The organism is Lentisphaera profundi, from assembly GCF_028728065.1.
In the GTDB taxonomy this organism is placed as follows: domain Bacteria; phylum Verrucomicrobiota; class Lentisphaeria; order Lentisphaerales; family Lentisphaeraceae; genus Lentisphaera; species Lentisphaera profundi.
In genome coordinates, this window is the sequence record NZ_CP117812.1 from 214,222 (window position 1) to 238,107 (window position 23,886).

The 23,886-nt window shown below is 41.8% G+C and carries 18 protein-coding genes and 1 tRNA gene; 8 read left to right on the forward strand and 11 right to left on the reverse strand.

The features are described from left to right. Positions 1-169: 169 nt before the first annotated feature. The 4 genes from PQO03_RS12370 to PQO03_RS12385 all read right to left on the reverse strand — a co-directional run bounded on the left by PQO03_RS12370 (position 170) and on the right by PQO03_RS12385 (position 4,615). The gene (locus tag PQO03_RS12370) at positions 170-3,574 is read right to left on the reverse strand and encodes a PPi-type phosphoenolpyruvate carboxykinase family protein (RefSeq protein WP_274153503.1); all 3,405 of its coding nucleotides are present in this window, start codon (positions 3,572-3,574) and stop codon (positions 170-172) included. A gap of 145 nt (positions 3,575-3,719) precedes the next feature. Next, entirely contained in the window at positions 3,720-4,202 is a 483-nt protein-coding gene (locus PQO03_RS12375; RefSeq protein WP_274153504.1) for an adenylyltransferase/cytidyltransferase family protein, read from the reverse strand. Between the two features lie 74 nt (positions 4,203-4,276). Beyond that, complete coding sequence (gene rpmB / locus PQO03_RS12380) at positions 4,277-4,501, reverse strand: 50S ribosomal protein L28 (RefSeq protein WP_274153505.1); 225 nt, start codon at positions 4,499-4,501, stop codon at positions 4,277-4,279. A gap of 41 nt (positions 4,502-4,542) precedes the next feature. Then, positions 4,543-4,615: transfer RNA gene (locus tag PQO03_RS12385), tRNA-Lys, on the reverse strand. A gap of 153 nt (positions 4,616-4,768) precedes the next feature. Here PQO03_RS12385 and PQO03_RS12390 point away from each other — a divergent pair. From PQO03_RS12390 to PQO03_RS12400, 3 genes are all read left to right on the forward strand, one after another. After that, a complete protein-coding gene (locus PQO03_RS12390; RefSeq protein ID WP_274153506.1) occupies positions 4,769-6,793 on the forward strand; it encodes an ATP-dependent helicase in 2,025 nt (674 codons plus the stop codon). Between the two features lie 105 nt (positions 6,794-6,898). Then, a complete protein-coding gene (locus PQO03_RS12395) occupies positions 6,899-7,444 on the forward strand; it encodes an RNA polymerase sigma factor (RefSeq protein WP_274153507.1) in 546 nt (181 codons plus the stop codon). Continuing rightward, the gene (locus tag PQO03_RS12400; RefSeq protein WP_274153508.1) at positions 7,437-7,577 is read left to right on the forward strand and encodes a hypothetical protein; all 141 of its coding nucleotides are present in this window, start codon (positions 7,437-7,439) and stop codon (positions 7,575-7,577) included. The genes PQO03_RS12395 and PQO03_RS12400 overlap by 8 nt, the downstream gene beginning before the upstream one ends. On the opposite strand, the gene PQO03_RS12405 is transcribed toward PQO03_RS12400, so the two are convergent. After that, the gene (locus PQO03_RS12405; protein WP_274153509.1) at positions 7,565-8,686 is read right to left on the reverse strand and encodes a response regulator; all 1,122 of its coding nucleotides are present in this window, start codon (positions 8,684-8,686) and stop codon (positions 7,565-7,567) included. The two genes, PQO03_RS12400 and PQO03_RS12405, sit on opposite strands and share 13 nt — an antisense overlap. 122 nt (positions 8,687-8,808) lie before the next feature. Between PQO03_RS12405 and PQO03_RS12410 the strand changes: the two genes are divergently transcribed. After that, positions 8,809-9,528, forward strand: a complete 720-nt coding sequence (locus tag PQO03_RS12410) for a hypothetical protein (RefSeq protein ID WP_274153510.1) — start codon at positions 8,809-8,811, stop codon at positions 9,526-9,528. Between the two features lie 83 nt (positions 9,529-9,611). Here the strand turns inward: PQO03_RS12410 and PQO03_RS12415 are convergent, their stop codons facing one another. The 3 genes from PQO03_RS12415 to PQO03_RS12425 form a co-directional block, all read right to left on the reverse strand. Next, positions 9,612-10,991 (reverse strand): NAD-dependent malic enzyme, encoded by a 1,380-nt coding sequence (locus tag PQO03_RS12415; protein ID WP_274153511.1) that lies wholly within the window; start codon positions 10,989-10,991, stop codon positions 9,612-9,614. 83 nt (positions 10,992-11,074) lie between these two features. Next, the gene (locus PQO03_RS12420; protein WP_274153512.1) at positions 11,075-12,691 is read right to left on the reverse strand and encodes a cation:proton antiporter family protein; all 1,617 of its coding nucleotides are present in this window, start codon (positions 12,689-12,691) and stop codon (positions 11,075-11,077) included. Further along, on the reverse strand, positions 12,688-13,392 hold the full coding sequence (locus tag PQO03_RS12425; protein ID WP_274153513.1) for a potassium channel family protein: 705 nt from the start codon (positions 13,390-13,392) through the stop codon (positions 12,688-12,690). The genes PQO03_RS12420 and PQO03_RS12425 overlap by 4 nt, the downstream gene beginning before the upstream one ends. A gap of 178 nt (positions 13,393-13,570) precedes the next feature. Here PQO03_RS12425 and PQO03_RS12430 point away from each other — a divergent pair, with 178 nt between their 5' ends. Then, entirely contained in the window at positions 13,571-14,785 is a 1,215-nt protein-coding gene (locus tag PQO03_RS12430) for a potassium/proton antiporter (RefSeq protein WP_274153514.1), read from the forward strand. A gap of 165 nt (positions 14,786-14,950) precedes the next feature. Beyond that, positions 14,951-16,855, forward strand: coding sequence for an FAD-dependent 5-carboxymethylaminomethyl-2-thiouridine(34) oxidoreductase MnmC1 (gene mnmC1, locus PQO03_RS12435; RefSeq protein ID WP_274153515.1), 1,905 nt, complete (start codon positions 14,951-14,953; stop codon positions 16,853-16,855). A gap of 222 nt (positions 16,856-17,077) precedes the next feature. On the opposite strand, the gene PQO03_RS12440 is transcribed toward mnmC1, so the two are convergent. Genes PQO03_RS12440 through PQO03_RS12450 form a run of 3 tightly spaced genes read right to left on the reverse strand, consistent with a single transcriptional unit; the run spans position 17,078 to position 19,511 of the window. Further along, positions 17,078-18,019 carry an ABC transporter substrate-binding protein gene (locus PQO03_RS12440; protein ID WP_274153516.1) on the reverse strand — a complete coding sequence of 314 codons (942 nt, stop codon included), beginning with the start codon at positions 18,017-18,019 and terminating at the stop codon, positions 17,078-17,080. Then, positions 18,016-18,780 carry an ABC transporter permease gene (locus PQO03_RS12445; RefSeq protein WP_274153517.1) on the reverse strand — a complete coding sequence of 255 codons (765 nt, stop codon included), beginning with the start codon at positions 18,778-18,780 and terminating at the stop codon, positions 18,016-18,018. The genes PQO03_RS12440 and PQO03_RS12445 overlap by 4 nt, the downstream gene beginning before the upstream one ends. Then, a complete protein-coding gene (locus tag PQO03_RS12450; protein ID WP_274153518.1) occupies positions 18,777-19,511 on the reverse strand; it encodes an ABC transporter ATP-binding protein in 735 nt (244 codons plus the stop codon). The genes PQO03_RS12445 and PQO03_RS12450 overlap by 4 nt, the downstream gene beginning before the upstream one ends. A 511-nt stretch (positions 19,512-20,022) precedes the next feature. On the opposite strand from PQO03_RS12450, the gene PQO03_RS12455 reads away from it, so the two are divergent. Both PQO03_RS12455 and tkt read left to right on the forward strand, forming a co-directional pair. Further along, positions 20,023-21,567, forward strand: coding sequence for a hypothetical protein (locus PQO03_RS12455; RefSeq protein ID WP_274153519.1), 1,545 nt, complete (start codon positions 20,023-20,025; stop codon positions 21,565-21,567). Positions 21,568-21,860: 293 nt separating this feature from the next. Next, on the forward strand, positions 21,861-23,834 hold the full coding sequence (gene tkt / locus PQO03_RS12460) for a transketolase (RefSeq protein WP_274153520.1): 1,974 nt from the start codon (positions 21,861-21,863) through the stop codon (positions 23,832-23,834). Positions 23,835-23,886: the final 52 nt, after the last annotated feature.

Genomic DNA, 23,886 nt, shown 5'->3' on the forward strand with positions numbered 1-23,886 from the left:
TCGAAACAGCAAACGCAAATAAATGTTATATTTTATGTTAATAAACCGCCTAAAGGCTATATATATTGTATGAATACGGCACATTCTTGTAGATTATTAGATTTCTCTAGGTACAAAAAAACATATCCTTGGATATTTCCAAGGATATGTTCATTTAACTAGCTAGTTATTAAGGGCAGATCGGGTCGGCTCCTAAAGTACCTGTAAGCTTTGTGATTTGCTTAGCTTTAGCTAATGGCTTGTTCAAGACTTTGAGTCTGTCTTCCAAAGTTTTTTTAAGTTCTTCTTTGACATTAGGTTTTTGTAATTTTTTGTTGAGGTAAGCAATACTCGCTAAACGATATTGTTCATCTTTAGATACTTTGAGTTCAAGTCTTGCTTGGTACCATTCGCTACTAATGACTTCTTGGCGTGAAAAGAGATCACGAAAAGCTTGATCAGTAACGATCATGCCTTCGTACTCACCATAAGCCATTATGTGGACAAGAGCTTTTAAAGGTGGGATGGCACTTAAGTCTGAACCTTCATCAATAAAGCGTCTCGCAATGAGAGTTTGATTCTCAACAATATTATTGATGCCATCAACAAAATTTTCTATGGACTGTAGTTCGGGTTTGAGCATGTCATCGGGGAAAATAGTATGAGGGTTATCGAAGATTTTTCCCATGAAACGAGTAGTGAATTCTTTCGTGATGCGATAGCCCAAGCGACTAGCTTTTACTGATTCACCTTGATGTTCAAAATCCTCAATTTTTTCAAGGAAGCGATTTTTGAGTAGGTATTCAGCACTGCGTTCTTGTGGTGTGAGGCGAGACCAAATTTCTGGGATGATAAGGCTTATATCGTGATCCAATTTATAGCGTGTGCCAATGTAACCCGCAGCGGAAGAAAAGCCTTGGTAATCGGTTAAGATATAAGAGAGTAGGGCATTGTTGAGATCCGCGGTTGCAGGAAGGCAATTGAATGGGCCTTTAGTAAGTGCGCCTTCAGAACCTGCGCCAGTCGTGGAAGGAGACTTGCCAGTTAAACTACAGATGAAATCCATGAAAAGTTCAGGGAGATCTTGGTAGTGAAGTGGGCTATAAACCGCGAGGGGTCTAATACCTGGTTCAGCCGGATTATTACGTCGCCCAGGGAGAACAGCATTCACAGGGTTATAGAGCGCTTGTTCAGGAGTAAGTTGACGACTGATACGTGCACTCACTTCAGCTAAATAATGAGGTTCCTGGCAAAGTAAATCACCGCGGGTTTGGAGGTAGCGAGGATTTTTGGAAGGGGCGCCGTTGACAATGCGCGGAGCATCAGACGCCACGAAGTAATCATCACCTGCGGCAGCTTGTTTTATATTATCTTGCATAGCTTCTGTATACTCAGAAAGTAAAATGCTGTGCTCAAGCATTTCTTTGGCACTTTCGGCTGGGAGAGCTTCAAAATTACAGACAAATAAGTCATCACTCGCTAGATCAGCTTCAGCTTCTAAGTCAAAGCCACGGATGATGGCATCATCTGGGCGTTGGAAGAAGCGGTACTCACAGTTTTCGGTGATTTTCACGCTAGGATTATTATAATCGGGGTTGAGACCTTTTAAGGCTTCACTAGGAACGACTGCGGATGCGGAGATATCATCTTCCCATTGGATTTTATAGCTCGGGAGGAAGTCTTGACGCAGCTTGAAAGTACGCCAGCTGGCATCGGTATTTTGCGCAACACGCAAATAAATCCCCGTGAGTTTGCGATTGTCGCATTTGAGTTCGTGCCCATCTTCGCCATTAACTTCATCAACGGAGAAATGGCTTTGCCATTCTTCGGCCCATTCTTCGCGGTAAAAGCGTTTCACCATAAAGACGATAGCTTTGATGTATCCGGGGATAGAGCGTAGCCAGGTATTATAGGATTCGCTATATTTTGAAAGTGGAGTGAGTAGTTTAATAACAGAACCTAAACTTCTCTCTGAGCTTAAAATATCACGACTTATAGGATCTGAAGAACCGGCATCTTTGAAACGTCCACGGTAATTACGACCAATAATTTCTTCGACGAGTTTCATATCATCAGAGAATTTACTGACAAAAACAGGACCCGCAAAAGTAGCGTTGGAGAGGGATTTTGAGATTTCGGATTTTCCGCCGCCAGAGACGGTACAAGGTTTGTGGCAGAGGGTGCCTTCGGCTTCAGTGCCCACGAGACGCCAAGAATCGGTATAAGGATGTTTCTCTAAGGAGACTTTGTAGCCATTGGGCAGGACATAGTGTGCATCTTCCGCAATGGCAATACTCAGTTCGTCACCCCAGCTGACTCGCTGTGTGGATAGATCGAAATAAGCATCGTTGGGCAGGTAGAAAATATTTTCGTAGTTTTGATCTGAGGCATAACCCTCTGGGTGAGTTTTCACACTGTCCCCTAGGCTTGCCAACATTTTTTTGAATGTGGCTTCAGGATCTTTATTGAGTGTCTCAGCAGATATTTTACTTGCAAGGTGATAACGAGGGAGGGCAAGAGCACCACCCGCGTGTTCTTCTTCAGCTAAGCCAAAGAGATTGGCGGAATAGGAAATCTGAGTTTTAACTTCTTTTTTACAGTAGCCGAAATAATTATCAGTAATGATAGTAATGACTTGGCCTTCTTTGTTGCGTGAGCAAATTTTGAAAGGTTGGCCATCATTATAGAGTTCGTCTTCATTGGCCCAGCACATACCATCGTGTTTTTGACGTTCCGTCGCTTGAGCAATAGGAGGTAGACCTAGTTCTTTTTTACGTAGAGTGAGTAATTGTGGAGCGAGGATCACACAGCCAGTGTGACCCGTCCAAGTTTCAGGATCCAAGGCAGCATCATTGGCAGCTTGATAGGGATCGCCACCATTGCCGAAAATTGATTCAACAAAATCCAGACTTGAGACGAGACCTGCAGGGGCAATGAAGCGGATTTCTAATGACTTGGCTGAAGTGAAGCCAGGAATATCTGGTACAACGAGTGGGCGTAGTAATAAGGAGGTGAAAGCATGGGCAGGAGTTTTGAGTTCACTAGTGAAAGGAATGCGCATGAGTTCTTCGGGAACATCGCTGAATGAATGATGAAGCATTTTTTCAAAGATTGCGAGGGGGACTTCTTTTTTGTCAAAAGCTACAGGAATTTCACCCGCGACAATATGAAAAACGCCTTTAGTCGTACGACGATCATTTTTTGGGTTGTGTAAAACACCTTGTTTGATGCGTACAGAATTAACGTAAGGCGTTTTATATTCTTTGGCATCGGGAGGCAAAGAAAGTTCGCGTGCCATACCGTAGATATCTAAGGAGTATGTCGTAGCAGGAAGGGAGACTTTGTTTTCGCCAAAGAGAGAATCAATATAGGCCTGTATTCTGGTGTCGACTGGTGAGAGATCAGTTTTTGAAAAGCGCTTGCGTGCGAGGATATTATTGATGATATTTTGGCCAATGCCGATATCATCGTTATCAAGAGTGGTAGGTTCCCCAAGCAAGGATAAGCGTAGGTTGAGGTATTGGATAAGTTGTTCGCGGTCGCGGAAAGTAGGACTTGTTCCCGTTTGTAAGCGGGCAGAATCGAGATTTTTCATAGTGTCTCCAGTATTTTGAATGCTGGATAAACTATGTCCTAAGTCTTTGGAAACCAAAGGTGAAAAAATTAATATGACGTAAAACCGAGCTATATAAGTAGACTAATTAAAGGGCTAGAGACTCTTAGAGTGATTCGAGCTTGGTTCAGCCGTAAGCCTTAATGATCTTTTCGATCATGAGCGTGGTAGAAAAACCAGCTTTAAACTTGAGGATTTGGATTTCAATATCTCTTTCTTCAAGTGCCCGACGTTCATTTTGATTAATGGTGTCGATGGTATAATCTCCGCCTTTAACGTAAATATGTGGCTGGATCTCTAAAAGAGTATTAAGGGCTTCTAGGTCGTCAAAGATGACAACTTTAGTAACGCAATCGAGTGAAGCGAGCATGTAGGCGCGATCTTCTTCATTGATAATGGGGCGACGTGGATCTTTAAGGGCTTTTACTGAAGCATCACTATTAAGGGCGATCACTAAAGCATTGCCAAGTTCCGAGGCTTCTTCAAGATATTCCATATGTCCAGGGTGAAGTAAGTCAAAGACACCATTGGTGGCCACTACTTTTCCTTGGAATTCAGCTTTCCACTGAATGAACTGTGAAAGGCTTATGATTTTATCTTTATTAGCCATAGTATGCAGACCCTTAAATTTGTACAAAAAAAAGCGCCGAACGAGTCGGCGCTTAAAAAATCAATCTTCGTGGATTACTTTACCACAAGACCTGTACGAATACATGCTGTGCAAACATTAATAGTGCAAGCAGTGCCGTTGATTTTGGCCTTAACTTTCTGGATGTTTGGTTTAAAAACACGCTTGTTAGTTTTAACAAGTTTTAAACCGATACCACCAGCTTTCTTCGCAATACCACGGTGAACAATTGTTCCACCAACATGTGGTTTTTTTCCGCAAAAGTGACATTCTTTAGCCATCGTTATTCTCTCAATATAATCATTTTTAAAACAAGAGGAAGTGAGTTGTCTGGGGCTCGAACCCAGGACCCACGCCTTAAAAGGGCGTTGCTCTACCGACTGAGCTAACAACTCGAGTTCCTGAAAAATTTGTGTGCTAACAATACGCAAAAGAGAGATTTATGCAAACCGTATTTTTTAGAAAAATCAAAAAAAAGTAAATAATATGCTTTGGGCTTTTGATCTCTGGGCAATTACGGCGTATTAATATAAAAATTTGAGAGCCTTATGAGTGTATTACTAGATCGTTTAAATGATGAACAGCGTCAAGCAGTTATGACTACTGAAAAGCCTTTGTTAATTCTGGCAGGGGCGGGAACTGGCAAAACTATGGTGGTGACGAGCCGTATTGCCTTTATTGTGCAGAGCGGACGCGCTGAACCGGACGAAATCCTTGCTGTGACCTTTACCAACAAAGCCGCGAACGAGATGAAAGAGCGCGCGGGCAAGCTTATTGGCCAGAAAGCCGTGAAAGACCTTTGGGTGAGTACTTTTCACTCATTTGGGATGAAAATTTTGCGTAAATACGCCTATCAGGCCGGGTATGCACCCAATTTCACCTTAGCGGAATATGGAGATCAGGTTGGTTTAGTTAAGCAAGGACTTAATGAACTGGGGTTAATTGAAGATGGGATGAGTCAGGATCCCAAAGCACTTCTTTCTTTAATCAGTATGGCAAAAGCAAAAAATCAGACACCGGAGGACTTGGAAGAATCGGGGGATGCTTGGGAGCAACGTGTAGGATCTATCTATCGTTATTATCAAGAATACTTGCATGCACTCAATATTATGGACTTTGATGATTTGTTGATGCTCACCGTGCGCTTACTACAAAAGGATGAAAAAGTTCGCAGTTTACTGCAACAAAAATTCAAATACGTGATGGTAGATGAATTTCAGGATACAAATCATATTCAGATGGAATTATTGCATGCTCTGCTACCAAAAGAGAATCCCAATATTTGTGTCGTGGGTGACGATGATCAATCTATCTATAGCTGGCGTGGTGCTGAAGTAGCCAATATTCTTTCTTTTCCTGAGATCTTCCCCGGGGGGACTTTAATCAAGCTGGAGCAAAATTACCGCTCCACCAATGTGATTTTGAATGCGGCTAATAAAGTGATTAGTATTAACTCGCAGCGGCATGTTAAAAACCTATGGTCAGCACAAGAAGGCGGAGAAAAACTCAAAGTAGTGGCCTGTGGAAGTGAAGAGCGCGAAGCAAAAACTATTGCTGATTCGATTTTAAATAAAGTAAATGGTCGTGAAAATACCTATGGTGATTGTGCTATCTTGTACCGCTCGAATCATCAGAGCCGTGCGTTAGAAGATGCGATGCGCCGAGGACGCATTCCCTATAAAGTCATTGGAGACACCTCTTTTTATGAACGAAAAGAAGTTCGTGATGCCTTCGCATTTTTAAAGATAATTCAAAATCCCCGCGACGATTTCTCCTTTTTACGAGTCTTAGATGTACCGCCTCGTGGGATTGGGCCGCGAACCATAAAAACTTTGCGCGAGAAAGCAGTAGAACACAAAACCTCGGTATATGATCTGGTATGTAATCAGGAATTCATGGAGAATTTTGGGCGTTCTAGTGATGCGGTAGTTAAATTCAATAATCGTGTCGCAGAGTTTCGGGAGAAATTCCAAGAACAGACTTCCTTAGCCAAGTTAGTTGATGATTATTTTGAAGGCGTAGGCTATATAGAAGGCTTAGGGCGTATGTATAAGCCGCGGGAAGATGCTGAAAAGCGTTATAAGAATGTGATAGAGATTGTGCATACTATTGAAGCTCGCGAAAAGGATGAAAAGCGTTGCATCCCTTTACAAGAGTATTTAGAAGCAGTGGGTTTAATGGAAGAGTATCGTCGTCGCCAAGAGAAAGATGAAGATCCTAATACAGTGATGTTATTAACGGTACATGCCTCTAAAGGTTTAGAATTCCCTTGTGTTTATGTAACGGGAATGGAGAAAAATTTGTTTCCTCATGAAAAGTCATCGGGTTTAAAGGCTTTGGCGGAGGAGCGTCGACTTTTTTATGTTGCCCTAACGCGTGCCAAGAGTGATTTGATTTTGACTTGGGCAAAGATGCGCAAAGCTGGACGACGCATGAGTCAACGTATGCCCTCGCAGTTTTTAGGTGAGTTACCGGCAGATTTGGTTGACCATTGCCGGCCTCAGGATTTGCTGAAAAAACTTAGTAAAGAAGAATTCTTGGCACAATTAAAAACGCTTAAATTTGATAAGTAAAAGCACGGCTTTTGTAAAAAAGTTAGGAAAAGTTATATTGCTAGGACAATAAGTGATAAAGTTTTACGTCTTAAGACTAAGAAACTAAAAATCGAGATAAGCAGTATGCAGAGTGATAAGCAAGTTATAAAAAAATACTTAAATGGTGATGATAGCGCATTTGACGAACTTTATGGTCGTTATCGTTTACCCTTGTATGCTTACCTCAGCCGACTTGCTCCAGGGCAAAGTCAGCTCGTGGATGATCTTTTTCAAAAAACATGGATGAAGGTCGTCGCTTATTTGCCTCGTTATGAAGATCGCCAGACCTTTTTAGCTTGGAGTATGCGCATCTCGCATAATTTACTCATCGATCATTTTCGAAAAGAAAATCGTCGTTATATGGATGAATTACCAGAGGATGTGTCCTGTTCGGATCATGTTCCAGGGGAGAGTTTAGTTTTTGGTGAATTGAGTGATGCGCTTAAAAGGGCCATCTCTAAGTTGCCCAATGAGCAGCGCCAAGTACTGGATTTACGCCAAGAAAACATACCTTTTAAAGAAATAGCAGTCATCCAAGGCGTGAGTCTAAATACCGCACTTGGCCGTATGCATTACGCAGTGAAACGCCTACGTGACTTATTGAAGTCTTGGGATCAGCCTCATGGATAATGAGCCACCACTCGAAACGGATCGCTTTATCAAGGCCTATGCACGTGAAAATAGACCTAAGAACTTATGGCAGAAATTCTGGCCTTGGAGTTTTGCCTTACTTTTAGGGTGTGGAGTTTTTTACGCTCTGTAGTATTTGACTTTGTAGTCAAATCCCTTGACCTCAGCCTCTTCAACAAAACTTACTTCTTTATCGCATGTAATTTGTAGTTTTACATTGTGAGAAATCAAAATTTCATTGGGTCCAGCTTTGGCGCAGAGTCTTGCAGCCATGTTAGTTACAGGGCCAATAGCGGCGTAATCGAGTCGCCCTTCAAAGCCGATCGTTCCTGTCGTGGCTTCACCGGTAGCAATTCCCATTGACATATCTAAGGGTAGTAGTTCACCGTGTTCAATTTTTTCTTGCTCATATACCGTTCGTATTTCTCTTGCCATATCAAGCGCTACCGTTGAATGATCAAGGATGGTGTTCGGCGCTCCGATAATGCACATCAGTCCATCGCCGGTAAAACGTTCAATAGTCGCCTGATGTTTGAAAATCACAGGGCCAATCGTCTTATGAAAATGCTGGAGGCTGGTCATTAAACTTTCAGGGCTAGCAGAGTTGGCATAGGCAGTGAATCCCCTAAGGTCTAAAAAGAGTACCGATATTTTGCGACGTTCGCTAATGGTGAGTAAATCTTTAGATTCAGTCATCAAAGAATCGATAACTTGTGGCGCCATAAAACGTTTGAGACGGTTCGATTGCTCTAGTTCATTCACTTGCTCTTTTACAGTGACTTCGAGGCCCTTGTTGAGACTATCTAATTGTGCATTGACATGGCGAAGTTGAGCATAGGTGTCTCGAAGTTTTAAAGTGGCTTGCATACGAGCAAGCATCTCTAAATGATGATAGGGTTTTTTGATAAAATCATCGGCGCCCAACATAAAGCCTTTGATGAGTACATCACTTGAACTTGTGGCGGTTAAAATAATAATCCCGGTATGAATGAGGCTGGGCTCTTGTCGGATTTCTTGAAGTACTTCAACGCCGTTGATATCGGGGAGAGAAAGGTCGAGTAAGACGAGGTCGGGTTTTTCTTCAAAACAGATTTCTAGAGCAGACCTACCTGTATAGGCACCAAGTACTTTATAGTTTTGTGAAGTGAGTAAAGATTTTAGAATGAAAACATTATCTTCTAAATCATCAACAATGAGTACCGTGTGTTGTCCGCTATCTTTTAAAGAGTCTTTTAAGCGCATAAAAATATTATTTTGTCGTTAATGTTACAAAGTTGTGTGAGTTTTACGATAGACATAGCGATAATGTAACATTATTATTCCATGGAACCAAGCAATAAAATATGATAAAGGGGAATTAGGTCGTGAAAAGAAGAGGCGCCAAAGAAGAAGACGGTAAGATGAGTCCAGATGCGGCGCGCTTAATGATGGCTATGGGTTTTTTACAGATGTTCAATCCAAAAGGTGGGGTTGATGATGTCATGGAGAAAGCTCTTAGTGTCTACATGGAAATGACCGGTTTAGAACGTGGTTTTGCCTTTATCAATGCGGGCGAAAATGGTGAAGAAGATTTACGTGAATGTGCTCGTGTTCAACCTAAGCCAGGTGATGCTTCCTATAACTTGAGCCGAAGCTTTATAAAGTTGGCGATCGAGAAGAAAAAAATCATTATTGAAGATGCCTTGGATCAAGCAGTAGAAAAATCACAAACAGTCGTAGACTTCAAAATATGTTCAGCTGTCGTCGTACCTGTATTTATTGACGACGAACTCAAAGCTGTGTTCTATATGGATAAGCAATTAGCTTCTAAAAAATTGCCAATGCATTTGAGTTACTCGACACGTCTCCTTAGAGATTTGATTGCCCGTGCGCTATCACGTGAAATTGCTGGTGTAGGCAAAGCTAACCTAGATCAATATAGTGATTTTCTTCGTCAAATACTTAATGAAATGGAAATTGTCGTTGAAAACTTAGGTGTAATTACCGATGCTTTCACTGACTATGAATTAAGTGACATTAAAGAAGGTATCGATAGTCAAGTAGCGAAACTTGATGAAGTACTTGAGGCCTTAGCACAAGTTTAGAAAGTTCTAAACTCTTTTGCCATTTGATTTAGAAGTAGCCCTCAGACTCCTTGGAACAAGAAGACTGAGTAAACCCCTTATATCTATTTGGCAGCTTTCTTTACAGCACGAGCCACTTTACGAGCTACGTCTTTATTAAAGACGCCTGGAATAATATATTCAGCACATAGTTCACTACTTTTTACTGTGTCCGCAATGGCAGTAGCGGCAGCCAATTTCATTTTTTCAGTAATGGATGTCGCACGACATTTAAGTGCGCCTTTAAAAATCCCAGGGAAACAGAGAACGTTGTTGAGTTGATTAGGATAATCACTCCGTCCTGTGGCCATGACAGCTACATGGGGTAGGGCAATTTCGGGCATGATTTCTGGAGTCGGATTAGACATCGCAAAAACGATCGGGTCTTTGGCCATCTTTTTGACTTGCTCAAGCGAAAGTACTCCAGGACCAGATAAACCAACAAATAAATCGGCATCCTTAATCGCTTCATCCATGGATCCTTGAATTTTGTGCGGATTCGTCATTTCTGCATAGGCCTGTTTTTCCTCATTCATATTATCTCGACCAGGATATAGAATGCCAGTGCGATCGAGACCAATGATATTTTTGAGACCTAAATCAAGCATCATTTTGGTGCAGGCAGTCCCCGCCGCGCCGACGCCGGCAACCACAGCTTTAATATCTTTAGGTTTTTTATTGACAAATTTTAGAGCATTGATAAGGCCTGCAATGAGCACAATAGCGGTGCCGTGCTGATCGTCGTGAAAGACAGGAATATTGAGTTCTTCTTGTAAACGTCGTTCAATCTCGAAGCAACGTGGTGCGGAAATATCTTCTAAATTAATACCTCCAAAACCCGGTGCAATAGCTTTCACCGTACGAATGATTTCTTCCGTATCAGTGGTATTTAAACAGATAGGGAAGGCATCAACACCGCCGAATTCTTTAAAAAGCATAGCTTTGCCTTCCATGACGGGCATGGCAGCTTCGGGGCCAATATCGCCAAGGCCAAGTACTGCAGTGCCATCAGAGACGATCGCAACAGTATTTTTTTTGATCGTAAGGTTATGAGCTAGTTGAGGGTCTTTATGAATAGCTTGGCAAACACGAGCAACGCCAGGGGTGTAAGCCATCGATAATTCATCGCGAGATTTGAGCGGGAAGCGACTATTGACTTCAATTTTCCCGCCGAGGTGCATGAGGAAGACGCGGTCAGAACTATGAACGACTTTGATACCGGGTTCATTGCTTAGGGCGGTTATAATCGTTTGTTTATGTTCGTCGCTACTTGTGTCGACCGTCACATCACGAGTGATTTTCCCTTTATTAATCTTGACTATGTCAATAGCGCCTATGTTGCCTCCAGTAGTGCCAATAATTTCTGTGGCACGAGCAAAAAGGCCTGGCTGATGATTCATTTGTAAACGTAGAGTAATAGAATGACTGGCACCGGTATTTGGCATAAGAAAGTCCCTAAATGATTTAGATAATTAATTGAACGAAGCATAAACGAAAATAGCAGTAAAAAAAAGAGTCTTATTTGAAATTAGATGATGTTTTCAGCACAAAGCTCCATGGAGCCTTCCTTTTTTGGGAAAACGGAAAGTGATTCGCTCGCAAAGCCAGCGCCTGCAGAAGTATAGAAATTGAAGATGTAGTCAACGCCGTTCTCTTTGAGTAACTGTTCATCTTCTTTGTATTTCACAGTGGCAAAAATTTTACCACTAAATTTATTTGAGCGTAATTGTTGAGCGGCAAATAGGTTATTTGAGGTCTGTGGCATACTGAGTAAAACCATGTAGATGGAAGGGTGATTAATACAGAATCGTTCCCAGAAATCGGGATCGACTGAGTTGGCCAATATAGCATGTCGATTGTTTTTCAAGTGGCGCTTCACTACTGAGGAATCATTGTCAAAGCCGACTATTTTATCGACGCCTTGACTGACGAATTCATCGTAAGCACCTGTTCCAAGACGACCTAGCCCAATGATAATAATATTGACATCTCCAGGATCGATAATTGTTTCTTCGGGGAGGCGTATTTTAGACTCGAATTTTTTTGCTTTGCTGATGGTAAAAGCAATTAATTTTTCAGTATTAGCGGAAATAGGAGAGGCATAGAGAAAACTGATGGCGAGAGAAAGGGCAATGATAGTGAGCCATTCTGGCGAGAGAACTTGGGTGTCGACGCCGACTTTAGCCACAATGAGTCCAAACTCAGAATAATTAAAGAGCAAGGCAGATGAGAGGATTGCAGTACGGCTAGTGACCCTGAATTTGGTGAGTAGAAGGAAGAAGAGACCGGCTTTCAATGGAAGTACTAATGAGAGTATGATTGCAATAATAATGATATTTGAATCGGGTAAGCCATTGAGGCCAATGGAAAGGAAGAATCCCACGAGAAAGAGATCTTTAAAATTAAAGAGTTCTTTGGCAAGGTTAGTAGCGTATTTATGTTTGGCAAGCATGATGCCAAGGATCAGTGCTCCTAGATCTCCTTTGATGCCAAAGGAGTCAAATAAAACAGCCCCGCCAAGGGCAATGAGTAAGCCGAATAAAAGTAAGAGTTCACCCTGTTGAATAAAGTTTAAAAACTTTTTCATGAGCAGATAAATGGGGTAGAGTCCAACTAAGAGTGCCAAGGCCCAGGGAGAAGGGACCTCGCCCGTCGATGCGGCTAGATAAATGACAGCGGCACCATCTTGGATAATTAAAATCCCAACAGCCAGGGTGCCGTAAAAGGAATTCATCGCCCCTTTTTCTTCGAGTACCTTAACGACAAAAACGGTGCTCGAAAAACTTAAGGCAAAGCCGATGAGCACAATGGCCTTAAGGTCTAGGCCACTCAAGTGGCTGAGGCCGGTGGCAGAGAGTAAAAATATTAAGCCTGACATAGCGACGGTAATTAAAGCCATGTGACCTAAGCCTGTAGCCCAAATAGGTACTTTTAGTAGATTGCTAACTTTGAGTTTCAGGCCAATGGTGAAGAGTAGTAGGGTGACGCCGAGATCGGCAAATTGATTGAGCGCATCACGATCATCAAAGCCGATGACTGGTAACAGAAAACCTGCAGCTAAGTAGCCTATGAGTGGTGGGAGTTTAATGATTTTTGCAAGGGTTCCAAAAAAGAAGGCAATACCCAACCAAATAATAGCACTCATTCTTTATTCTTTTTAGCCTTTAAATGAAAATGGCTATTACTAGCCGAACTAATAATACCAGCAACAATGACGACGAGATAGATCTGACCAATTAAGGCTTCGGTGATACAGAGCATACGAGAGAGGCCATCGCGTGGATGGATATCACCATAACCAAGAGTGGAGAGAGTCACAAAGCTATGATACATTAAATCGAACATGTGGGGGAGTCCAGATTCCTTGTTCAGTTCCATTAAAACCCTTGTTTCGGGGAACGAAAAAGAACCCGGGTGCTTTAATTCAAGCAAAGTATAGAAATAGGTAAAGGCAATGCCAATCATTAAATAGGTACACAAACTAGCCGCTAATTTGTTGTAGAGTGAATGATCTATGCGTAAAACTTCACGGGTAATGATGAAAATATAAAAAGTGTAGAAAAGTGAACCAGAGATTAATAATATTTCGGGTGAACTATAGAGATGGTTGGAGTGAACCCAATAAGATATCACCGCGGGGAAACTGAGGACAGCAGAAATGGCCAATAAATGTTTTTCTTTTCGACACGTAAAAATGGCCGTTCCCAAGATGCATGAATAGGCGATACTGGAAAAGAATTCTGCGCCAGGAAAGTCAGTTGCTCTGAAAGGAGCAAGAAACAGAAAGATCCCTAAACTACTGAGTAGCCAGATATATTTATTTTTTGTGTAAATTGTTTTATCCATGAATGGAATCTAACTTTGTATTGATAAGGCTCAAGTAAGAGGGGCCGGATAATTCAAAGAAATCAACGAATTAATGGGGGAGAATACCTAGAATGGCTTTAGTTTAGAAAAGACAAAGTTAATTTTCAGGTAAAAACTATATGGTATATACATTTTGTATCAGCTAGGGAGGTGATAAATGACGGTTGAAATTGGTATTTTGATACTAGGCATACTGTTACTTGCGGCAGTTTTTTCGAGTAAATTGGCCGATCGTTTCGGTGTTCCAGCACTATTATTTTTTCTTGGGGTGGGAATGCTTGCTGGATCAGAAGGTATTGGGGGCGTGGAGTTCGATAGTCCCCAAATAATGCAGGCAATTGGTTCGTCCGCTTTAATGGTGATACTGTTTGCAGGTGGACTAGAGACTAGTTGGAAAAATGTACGGCCGGTGTTAGCTCAGGGAGTCGTTCTATCAACTGTTGGTGTTTTAGTACCGATGTTACTACTTGCATCCTTCGCCTGGTTCATGCTAGGGACCTATACTACTTTTGAGTTGGGAACAGGTGGTTTATCCTGGACGGAGGCTCTTTTACTGGCGGCCATTGTCTCTTCAACAGACGCCGCTGCAGTATTCTCAGTATTCCGTACAAGTAAGATTCAGCCACGGCCTCATTTAAGAAGTATACTGGAATTGGAATCCGGAAGTAATGACCCCATGGCCATATTACTGACGACGACAATTATAGGGGTTATAATGGGGACTAGCGGTTCAGTTCCGAGCATTATCGGGGGCTTATTGATACAAATTCTGTTTGGAGGAATCGTCGGCGGAATAGTTGGTTGGCTTGGTATGAAATTGATCAATAGAATGACGCTTTCAGCAAATGGACTCTATCCAATTTTGGCACTAGCTTTTGGTTGTCTAGCTTTTGGTTTGTCTGATGTGAGTGGTGGAAACAGCTATCTTTCCGTTTATATTGCAGGATTAGTTTTGGGCAACGGAATCAAAAAACGCAAAACTGAAATTTTGAGCTTTCATGATGGTCTTGACTCACTGATGCAGATTGTAATGTTTATCATGCTGGGGTTGCTGGTTTATCCTAGTCAGTTACTGCCTGTAGCAGGGGTCTCAATTACAATCGCTCTGTTTCTTATGTTTGTCGCACGACCTCTGAGTGTTTTTCTTTGTTTAAGTCCCTTCAAAATGAAAAAAAATGAGAAACTATATATTTCTTGGGTGGGTCTTCGTGGGTCAGTTCCAATTATGCTCGCGACGCTACCCGCTATGTATGGTCTAGAAGATGCAGCTATGATTTTTAATGTGATTTTTTTCATTGTCTTAACATCGGTTTTCATTCAGGGGCTCACACTTGTTCCGGCAGCAAAATGGCTAAAAGTAACGAAAGATTAGGGTATTGATATTGAATACTTTTTTCTGGTTCTCCATGTGGCGATGAGGTCCTTCCTTGCATGGATAAGTCTCAAGCAAGGCGAGACGAATAATTCAATAGTAGGGTGTGAAAATGCCTAGGAGAGCTTTAGTTTGAGGAAACTTATATAATTTTGAGAAACAAAGATGAATTCTGCAGATAATACTTGGACTTTTACTGAAGGCGGAACACTCTATTCGGAGAAGTTTGCGGATACTTACTTTATGGATGAATGTGGCTTGGAAGAAAGTCGCAGCATTTTTCTTGAAGGTAATAATTTTAGTGAACGCCTCGAAACTGCAGAAGAATTGATTGTTGGCGAAACGGGTTTCGGCACGGGCTTAAATTTTTTAGCGGCATGGGATGCTTGGCGTCAATCTTCCAAGACTTGCCGACTTATCTTTTTTTCCTGTGAACTTTACCCTCTTGAAAAGAGTCTACACAAAAAAGCACTAGAGCCCTATGGTGAACTTGCGGAACTCGCCAAAAAACTTTTGGAGCGTCTTCCCAAAACAAAGCAGGGCTTTCACCTCATTGATTTTGAAGAAGGGCAGGTTCAACTGCTATTGATGTTTGGTGATGTCAAAGAAACTTTTAAAGAATGCTCACTCAAAGCGGATGCTTGGTTTTTGGATGGTTTTGCCCCCTCAGGAAATCCTGAGATGTGGAATGAAGATGTGTTTCGTCTCTTGGCCAATCATTCAAAAGAGGGTACAACCCTAGCGACTTTTACGGCAGCAGGTTTTGTACGCAGAGGTTTAGCAGACGCAGGTTTTGAGATGAAAAAAGTACCCGGTTTTCGAGGCAAGCGTCATCGACTTGATGGAAAGTTTGAGCCAGGGACAAGACGTTTTGCCAAATTAGAATTGCCTTGGTATAGCCATCAAAAGCAAACACCGAAGCATAAGCCCGTCATTATTGGTGCGGGAATTGCGGGTACGAGTATTGCTAGGGAATTTAAGCGAAAAAATATAGAGTCAATCATAATTGACACTGCAGGTGAAGTGGCCACGGCAGCATCAGGTAATCGCCGAGGTATGATTATGCCTCTATTTACCATGCATGGAAATCATCAGGAAATGTTGACTGTGTGCGGAGCTGAATATTCTTTACAAACTTTAAAAGACCTGGATATTACGGTAGATACGGGCGCACTTGAGTTGGATAAAGATGGTGAAAATACTGAGCTTTATAAAAATGCTGAGGCACGTCATGGCAGTGAATACATTTCAGTGGATAAACAGAGTACATACGCACAACAAGCTTTGCGTATGCAGCAATCCGCAGTAATTGATCCCCTTGCTATCTGCCAAAGATTTTTTGATGAATCAGGAGCTGAATTAATCAAGGCTGAAGTTATCAAAATTGAGAGCAAGCAAGATCTTTGGATGATACATTTAAGTGATAATTCAATTCTTGAAACCGATACGCTTATTATTGCGGCGGGGACAAGCACGGCGAATCTAGTGGAAAGCATCTATGGCGAATCGATCCTTAATTTATCGAGTCTCCGTGGTCAGTTGGCTTACATTAAAGGCAAGGACTTGGCAGGTTTTCCTGATTTGCCCAATATGTATGGAGATAAATACCTGCTTAAGGATGGGAATGACTTTTTGCTTGGTGCAACTTTTCAAGAAGATGATGAAGATACTAGCTTACGAGAGAGTGATTTTGCGGAGCTCGCAGAATCTTTGAAGAAGCTGCTACCAGATTTTGAAGGCGAGCCAGAGTTTTGCGGTGGTCGTACCGCTTTTCGCTGTAAATCAAAAGATTACCTTCCGGTGGTCGGGCCAATGCCGGATCTCGCTTATTTCCAAGAAACTTATGGGGGCAATAAGAGGACTCATGCAGCCTCTCGCTTAGCCGAAGCGAAATATATGCCAGGACTCTTTGTCGCCAGTGGCTTTGGTTCTCGTGGTTTTACGACTGCACCGCTTTGTGCTCGTATGCTTGTGGAAGAAATTTGCCATGGGCGAACATTCTTTCCTGCAGATTTTCGCCGTCACTTACATCCGGCTAAATTCACCATACGCAAACTTCGCCGCGGTTAATTCTACTTAGGGCTTACTGAATAATTGCGTTTTTTAGGAAAGATCTTTTGTGGCAAGGCGAATTTGTATGGACATACTTAAGAGCCGTAGGCGCAATTATCCTTCCATAAAACGGTTTATAGGGATCGCTTATGCAAAGTAGCCCAAAAACATTATCTCTGACCTTAGGTGAAATCTATCAAAATGTTAATAGTTAAGTAAAAACATCCCGTTCAGCAAGCCCTATTTAAGAAAGCTACTGTTATAGGCTTGCTTGAGATCTGTAGGAATAGATTTTAGCACGCCAGATTCGTGGAGCTGTTTTGCAAGCGTATTCCAACGTTCGGGAGTCATTTGACCAAAGGGGTCAGCATTCATCATGCCTGGAAGCAGTGCAGAACTTCGCTTAAGCGTAGCGCCAAGTTCGGGGTTGCGTTCGAGGATGATTTTATTGGCCGAGCTAGGATCTTGCAAGTATTCGAGCCAAGCTTTTTGAGTGGCTTGCACCATCGCTTTAACTAAGTCAGGCTTTTCTTGGATGACTTGTTCACTGCAGATGAGTACCGAAGCATAGGGATTATAACCTAGATCTGCAAGAGAGAGGGTTTTGATTTGGAAGCTTTTGTCGCGGATGATGAGGGGCTCACTATTGATATAGCCTTGCATGATACTTTGTAAATCGCCGAGGAAAAGTGCCTGGCTATAAGCGACAGTTTGAACTTTTTTTATTTCTGGATGTTTATGGACCAAGTATTTATAAAAGGGCTTGGTATCGTTGATGATCAGGCGATTCGCTTTTGCGATATCCGCAAAACTTTCGAGGCTTTCGTTTTCGTGGGCAATGAGACAGCGCGGTGAAGTTTGATAGGGGGCAAGTAAGCCTACAACTTTCAGACCATTTTCACGAACGGCAAGGATTTTATCCGCATTAGCAATGCCGAATTCAAAACGTCCAATCGCCACTTCCGTCTCAACGGGATTGCCAGGACCACCATCAACGATTTCTACATCGAGGCCAGCCTTTTCATAGATACCGGAACTCAAACCATGGAAATAACCACCATGTTCTGCTTCGGGAAACCAATTGAGTTTAATTTTCACTTTTGTAAGTTCGCTTTCTTTTGGAGTCTCGTCTTTACAGGAATAGAGGAACAGAAGACTGAAGAGGAGCATAAGTTTATTCATGGTGTTTTCCTATCAAAATGGGCGCGTTTAAGAATGAAGTCTCCACAAATGGAGACAGAAATAAAGATGATCCAGCCAAGCAGTGCGGCACAAAGGCTAGAAGCAAAGAGGTAGGGGTAGTTGGCGTTTTGCTGATTGCTTTGAATGAGGTAGGCCAGCCCACGAGATTCACCGCTGAGGCCAGTGAAATATTCTCCAACAATGGCGCCGACAACTGCGAGACCTGCGGAAGTTTTTGCCCCAGTAATCAGATTGGGGATGGCCGAAGGGATACGGATTTTACACATGATTTGCCATTTGCTCGCTTTATAAAAATTCATGAGCTCCAGTACTTGGCTATCAATTCTGGTGAGGCCAGTAGTGACGGCAGTAATGATGGGAAAAAGAGAAATGATAAAAGAGATCAAAATCATTGATGGTGTACCGGCGCCAAACCAAAGAATAAAAATGGGGGCGATTGCCACAATCGGGACTGATTGTAAAAAAATAGCATAGGGATAAATGCTGTTTTCGATGACTTTGGATTGCGACATAAAGAAAGCAATGAGGGAGCCTCCAATGAGAGAGAGCAAAAATCCACATAAGGAGACGAGGCCACTATTAAAGCTTGCTCTAAATAAGTCCTGTTTATATTCGATGCAGGTTTTTAGTACTGTGATCGGAGAGGGCAAGACAAAAGGATTGATCTTGAAGATGTGAATGCTGCTTTCCCAAATAAGTAAAAAGAGGCCAAAGAAAATTATGGGAGCTAGTTTTTTCATCGCTCAGCCTCCCTAAGCACTTGGCGGACTTCGCAAAGTTTTTCTTGGAATAAGTTTTCATTGAAAAAGCTAGCCTCACGAGGAAAATTTTGGTCAACAGTGATCTCAGCTTCAATTCTACCTGAATTCAGACCCATAACAAAAATCCGGTGGCTCATGAAGACAGCTTCGCTGAGATTGTGAGTGACGAGAATAATGGTGGAGGGTTTTTGCTGATGAATTTGCTGAATCTCTAAATTCAGTTTTTCGCGAGTCATTTCATCTAAGGCGCCAAAGGGCTCATCCAGAAAAATGAGTTTTGGTTGAGTGATGAGTGCTCGTGCTAAGGACGCTCGCATGCGCATTCCGCCCGAGAGTTCGTGAGGATACTTTTGGCGATGTTCGCATAAATTTGTGAGTGCAAGAACTTCCTGAAGCAGAGTTTCTTTGGATTTTTCTTGAGGGGCGGTAATTTCTAACGGTAGAGAAATATTGGCTTCTAGTTTACGCCAATCGAGCAGTAGCGGATCCTGAAAAACAAAACTACGGGAATGCTCTAGCTCGGGATCAATAAGAACTGAACCGGAATCGCTGTCCTCTAGACCCGCAATGACACGCAGCAAAGTGGATTTACCACAGCCAGAAGCTCCAATAATCGAGACGATTTCGCCAGGAACAATTTCGAGAGAGATATCCTCGAGTACCTGCAACTCGCCAAAGCTCTTGCAAACTTTTTTTAATTTAACACTCATAAGGCTCTCATTGATAATAAGTCTCCAAATCTAGCGTCCTCATGAACTGATGCAATAAGGCAGAGTTAAAATGAGCTCTATTTGAAAGGATTTCACCACTTAGTCATCTTCCTGTGATTAAATGCCGATTCTTGGCAAGATTTGCGCAGTCTTTCTTTATTTTCGTGTTTAATAGCACCCAAGTCCCCTTTAATTTAAGCACAATATTTAAGGAGCTATGATCTCCGCAATTTTAACTGGATGGAATGAGATGTCGGATTTTAAGAATATGGAGGAGTGGGAACAGCGTTTATGGAATGCGCCGGTTCTCGGACGTAGTATGAAGTCTGTATACAGTAACAAATTAATAGTATCATGTTCAAAATGGTTACATTTTTTTGATAAATTTACCGAAGCAGTTTTTTACCAGGTGAAACCCCTTAAACGATCTGTTGTGTATTTAAAAACACAGCGTAGTATGCTTTTTCCCACGCTGATCTTAGACCAAGTTGAGCTATAGTTTATGGGGTATGTGCCTAATTATAGTCTTCGTGAATTAGCTCAAAGGATTTTTGTTACTTGGAAGCTTACTATCATTGATCGTGATAATTTATCATTAATTCACAAACCCCTTCAATTAGATTGGGGTTTAGTTGACGATAAAGATATCTTGTCATTGCTGGAAATCATTCAAAGAGCTACCGACAGAGGTTGGCGAGGAATTATTGAGTTCAGAAGATTTTTTGTAGAAAAGTGTGAGTTAATTTATCCACCTGAAGAAGAGATAGTGAAGGGAGCTGGTGTTCATATTCAAGATTACTTTGAAGACACTGAAGGGGCGTCATTAAACGACTATCAACTGAACCGACTTCTCTCTGGACATGAAAATGTGGAGAAACTTCCAAGCCCTGTTTCTATGGAAAATAGTCCTTTGTCAGAGATGCTGAATCATGGTGCTTGGAGTATGCACTATTCAAAGTTCTTTCAGCATTTTGATAATATTTGTGAACATATCAAGAATAGTCTGTGGTACAGAAGCCCTTGTCAGTATGTGCGTTCAGCTGATGGCGTTGAGCATGAATTTGCTAAGTTCGAGGACTTTTTGGTCGTGGCACCTTATTTCAGGATGCTATTAAAGAATGATGCAGTCTTGAAAAAAGCTATTGCGGTTCACGCAAAATTTGCTGATGACAGTCTTCGCAGGCAATGCATAAAACTTCAGTGGGATGGGACGACCATACAAATTGAGGGTGATAATTATTTAGCTTTTTGGATGCAGGAATATTCAGTAATTGATTTATTGGATACGGCTATCTATGGGTCAGATTTATTTCATGCAGCGCCAGAAATTGATAAAGAAGGTGAAATCAAATCTAAGAAAGATCTTCGTGGTCAGAAGAGGGATATCAAACATCGTGAACGATTAGAAGAGATTTTAGACAAATATTCTAAGGCGGATTTCTTATATGCTTTATATCAAGGTTTGCGATGTGCTTTTGATGTCATCTTAAAAATACAAAAAGCTATTACTGAAGATGTTCAAAATTGGTCAGAGCTTCATAAACTTGTTCAATCAAGCTATCATAAACATGAAGAACTGTATCACCACAGCTCATCTGAAATGGTTTATTTACCCTCTAGTGCAGATTTGATTACCTATAAATTTAAATCGGGAATGCCAATTAAAGAAATTGCGAAGTTTTTCGAAATTGAAGAAGAGTATTTACGTAAATATATCCTACAAAAAATGAATAAAAATGGACGTACTCTATCTGACTCCGAAGAATGGGTATTGCTAATTTCGTCTAACTTTAACGAGCCTTTTTCTTCGGAAATACTGCAAAGAATTAATTTTAATATTTCTTCTAATAGTGAGCGAGTTTTAGAAGTAATTGTTGCCGAAAAAGGTGTGTTAAGTCTAAATACCATTCTCGAGTTTTTAAGGCCTGGAGTCAATGAGCTAGATAAAATTGAAATAGCATTACGCAAAGTCTTAATGGCAGAGTTGACTCAACTACACTTTGGCTTGAAGTTCTTGAGGAAATTGGAAACAGTTAGAGAAAAAAATATCAACTAATTGAAACAACCACTAAAAGCTAAGAGTGCTTTATCTAAAGTAAGGCACCTGTTACTCCTGTGATAGCATCTTCGTGCCTGAAGTACTGCATAACTCTTAGTTTTGGTACGTGTAATCATATTAGGCAAATTTACTTAAAATTCTCTAAAAAAAGTGCGCAATCACTAAGTTCCTATGGTAAGAAATTTAAACTTTGTCTTAAAGTCTTCAGAAGTACTTGAAATTTATGGGCTAAAAGCGATATATAGACGTATAAACTTTATTAACATAAATTATAACACGGAATATTTGATATGAGTCAAGAAAAATTAAAAGAGCTTTCAGATCACATCGCAGTACTCAGTGCAGAGGGTGTTCAAGCCGCTAATTCAGGTCACCCAGGTATGCCAATGGGATGTTCAGACATCGGTAGCGTACTTTGGAGCAAGCATTTAAAACACAATCCAGCCGATTCAAACTGGTTCAACCGCGATAGATTCGTACTTTCCGCTGGTCATGGTTCTATGTTCATTTATTCGCTTTTACACCTTTTCGGTTACGACGTAAGTAAAAAAGATCTTCAAGATTTCCGTCAACTAGGTTCAAAAACTCCTGGTCACCCAGAGTTTGGTCACACTGATGGTGTTGAAACAACGACTGGTCCTTTGGGCGCAGGCATTTCAAATGCAGTTGGTATGGCACTTGCAGCTAAAGTCCAAGGCGAAAAATTCAATACAGCGGATCACACAATTGTTGATTCAAATATCTACGCTATCTGTGGCGACGGCTGTCTTATGGAAGGTGTTTCTTCAGAAGCGGCATCTACTGCTGGTCACCTTGGTCTTGATAACTTAGTTCTCGTGTACGATTCAAATAGCATCACAATTGAAGGCTCAACTGATCTTGCTTTCACTGAAGATGTAGCGATGCGTTTCCGCGCTTATAACTGGGAAGTTATCGAATGTAATGGTAATGATCTCGACGCGGTTGACTCGGCTTTAACTCTTGCGAAGCAATCTGATAAGCCAGTTATCATCGTTGCGACTACTATCATTGGTAAAGGTTCACCAACGAAAGCTGGGACTCATAAAGTTCACGGTGCTCCACTAGGTGCTGAAGAAGTTTCTGGTCTTCGTGCAACACTACTTGGCGGCGAAGCTTTCGGCGTAAGTGATTCGGTAAAAGATTTCTGTGCAATAACAGCTGCCGCTGGTGCTGAAGCTCAAAAAGTTTGGGAAGCGGATTTCGCTGCTTGGTCACAAGCTAACCCTGAACTTCTTAAAGAGTGGAACGCTTACCAAAACCACGAGCTTCCTGCTGAATTCTCTTTCCCTGACTTTCCTGTCGGCGAATCAATTGCTTCACGCAAATCTTCTCACATGGTTTTAAACTCACTCGCAGCACAAGTTCCTTACCTCCTAGGTGGATCTGCTGACCTTGATTGCTCAAACCTTACTCGTTTAGATGCTGAAGGCGATATCAATACTGGTAAGTTCGATGGTCGCAACCTTCACTTTGGTGTACGTGAGCACGGTATGGGCGGAATTGTCAATGGTATGATCAACTTCGGTGGCATGCGCGTTTACTGTTCAACTTTTCTTGTTTTCGCTGACTACATGCGTCCAACGATCCGCTTGGCAGCTTTGATGAATACTCCAGCAATTTACATTTTCACTCACGATTCCTTCTTCGTAGGTGAAGATGGACCGACTCACCAACCAGTAGAGCACAAAGCGGCTCTCGAGTGTATTCCTGGCCTTACAGTTCTCCGTCCTGCTGATGCTAACGAAGTTAAAGCTGCTTGGGAAGTTGCTATCAGAAAAACTGATGGTCCTACTGCGCTTCTTATGTCTCGTCAAAACTTAACGACTCTTGCGGGTACAGTTGACAATGATGTAGCTAAAGGTGCTTACGTCGTGAAAGCTGAAAGTGGCGCTACAATTGATCTTATCCTTATGGCTTCTGGTTCAGAAGTTGATCTAGCCGTTCAAACAGCTAACAATCTCGAAGCTGATGGTAAATCAGTTCGCGTTGTGAGTATGCCTTCTTCAACTCTTTTCGAAGAGCAGAATGCTGAATACAAAGAAAGCGTCCTTCCTGGCGCAGTAAGCAGTCGTTTTGCGATTGATTACGGTTCTTCAATCAGCTGGTACCGTTACATCGGACTTCAAGGTGCTAGCCACTGCCTAGATCGTTTCGGTGAGTGTGGACCGGGTGGTAAAGTTGCAGAGTTCTTCGGTTACACTGTGGATGCTCTTACAACAGAAGTTCGCGACTACCTCGCATAAGAATTTCTTTCGCACTTTGAAAAGTGTTTAAAAGGTCGGCGTAAAAGCCGGC

Bases quoted from the DNA above. Each gene is read 5' to 3' on its own strand.
- PQO03_RS12370 (WP_274153503.1), bottom strand. From the start codon at position 3,574: ATGAAAAATCTCGATTCTGCCCGCTTACAAACGGGAACAAGTCCTACT.
- PQO03_RS12375 (WP_274153504.1), bottom strand. From the start codon at position 4,202: ATGGCTAATAAAGATAAAATCATAAGCCTTTCACAGTTCATTCAGTGG.
- rpmB (WP_274153505.1), bottom strand. From the start codon at position 4,501: ATGGCTAAAGAATGTCACTTTTGCGGAAAAAAACCACATGTTGGTGGA.
- PQO03_RS12390 (WP_274153506.1), top strand. From the start codon at position 4,769: ATGAGTGTATTACTAGATCGTTTAAATGATGAACAGCGTCAAGCAGTT.
- PQO03_RS12395 (WP_274153507.1), top strand. From the start codon at position 6,899: ATGCAGAGTGATAAGCAAGTTATAAAAAAATACTTAAATGGTGATGAT.
- PQO03_RS12400 (WP_274153508.1), top strand. From the start codon at position 7,437: ATGGATAATGAGCCACCACTCGAAACGGATCGCTTTATCAAGGCCTAT.
- PQO03_RS12405 (WP_274153509.1), bottom strand. From the start codon at position 8,686: ATGCGCTTAAAAGACTCTTTAAAAGATAGCGGACAACACACGGTACTC.
- PQO03_RS12415 (WP_274153511.1), bottom strand. From the start codon at position 10,991: ATGCCAAATACCGGTGCCAGTCATTCTATTACTCTACGTTTACAAATG.
- PQO03_RS12420 (WP_274153512.1), bottom strand. From the start codon at position 12,691: ATGAGTGCTATTATTTGGTTGGGTATTGCCTTCTTTTTTGGAACCCTT.
- PQO03_RS12425 (WP_274153513.1), bottom strand. From the start codon at position 13,392: ATGGATAAAACAATTTACACAAAAAATAAATATATCTGGCTACTCAGT.
- PQO03_RS12430 (WP_274153514.1), top strand. From the start codon at position 13,571: ATGACGGTTGAAATTGGTATTTTGATACTAGGCATACTGTTACTTGCG.
- mnmC1 (WP_274153515.1), top strand. From the start codon at position 14,951: ATGAATTCTGCAGATAATACTTGGACTTTTACTGAAGGCGGAACACTC.
- PQO03_RS12440 (WP_274153516.1), bottom strand. From the start codon at position 18,019: ATGAATAAACTTATGCTCCTCTTCAGTCTTCTGTTCCTCTATTCCTGT.
- PQO03_RS12445 (WP_274153517.1), bottom strand. From the start codon at position 18,780: ATGAAAAAACTAGCTCCCATAATTTTCTTTGGCCTCTTTTTACTTATT.
- PQO03_RS12450 (WP_274153518.1), bottom strand. From the start codon at position 19,511: ATGAGTGTTAAATTAAAAAAAGTTTGCAAGAGCTTTGGCGAGTTGCAG.
- tkt (WP_274153520.1), top strand. From the start codon at position 21,861: ATGAGTCAAGAAAAATTAAAAGAGCTTTCAGATCACATCGCAGTACTC.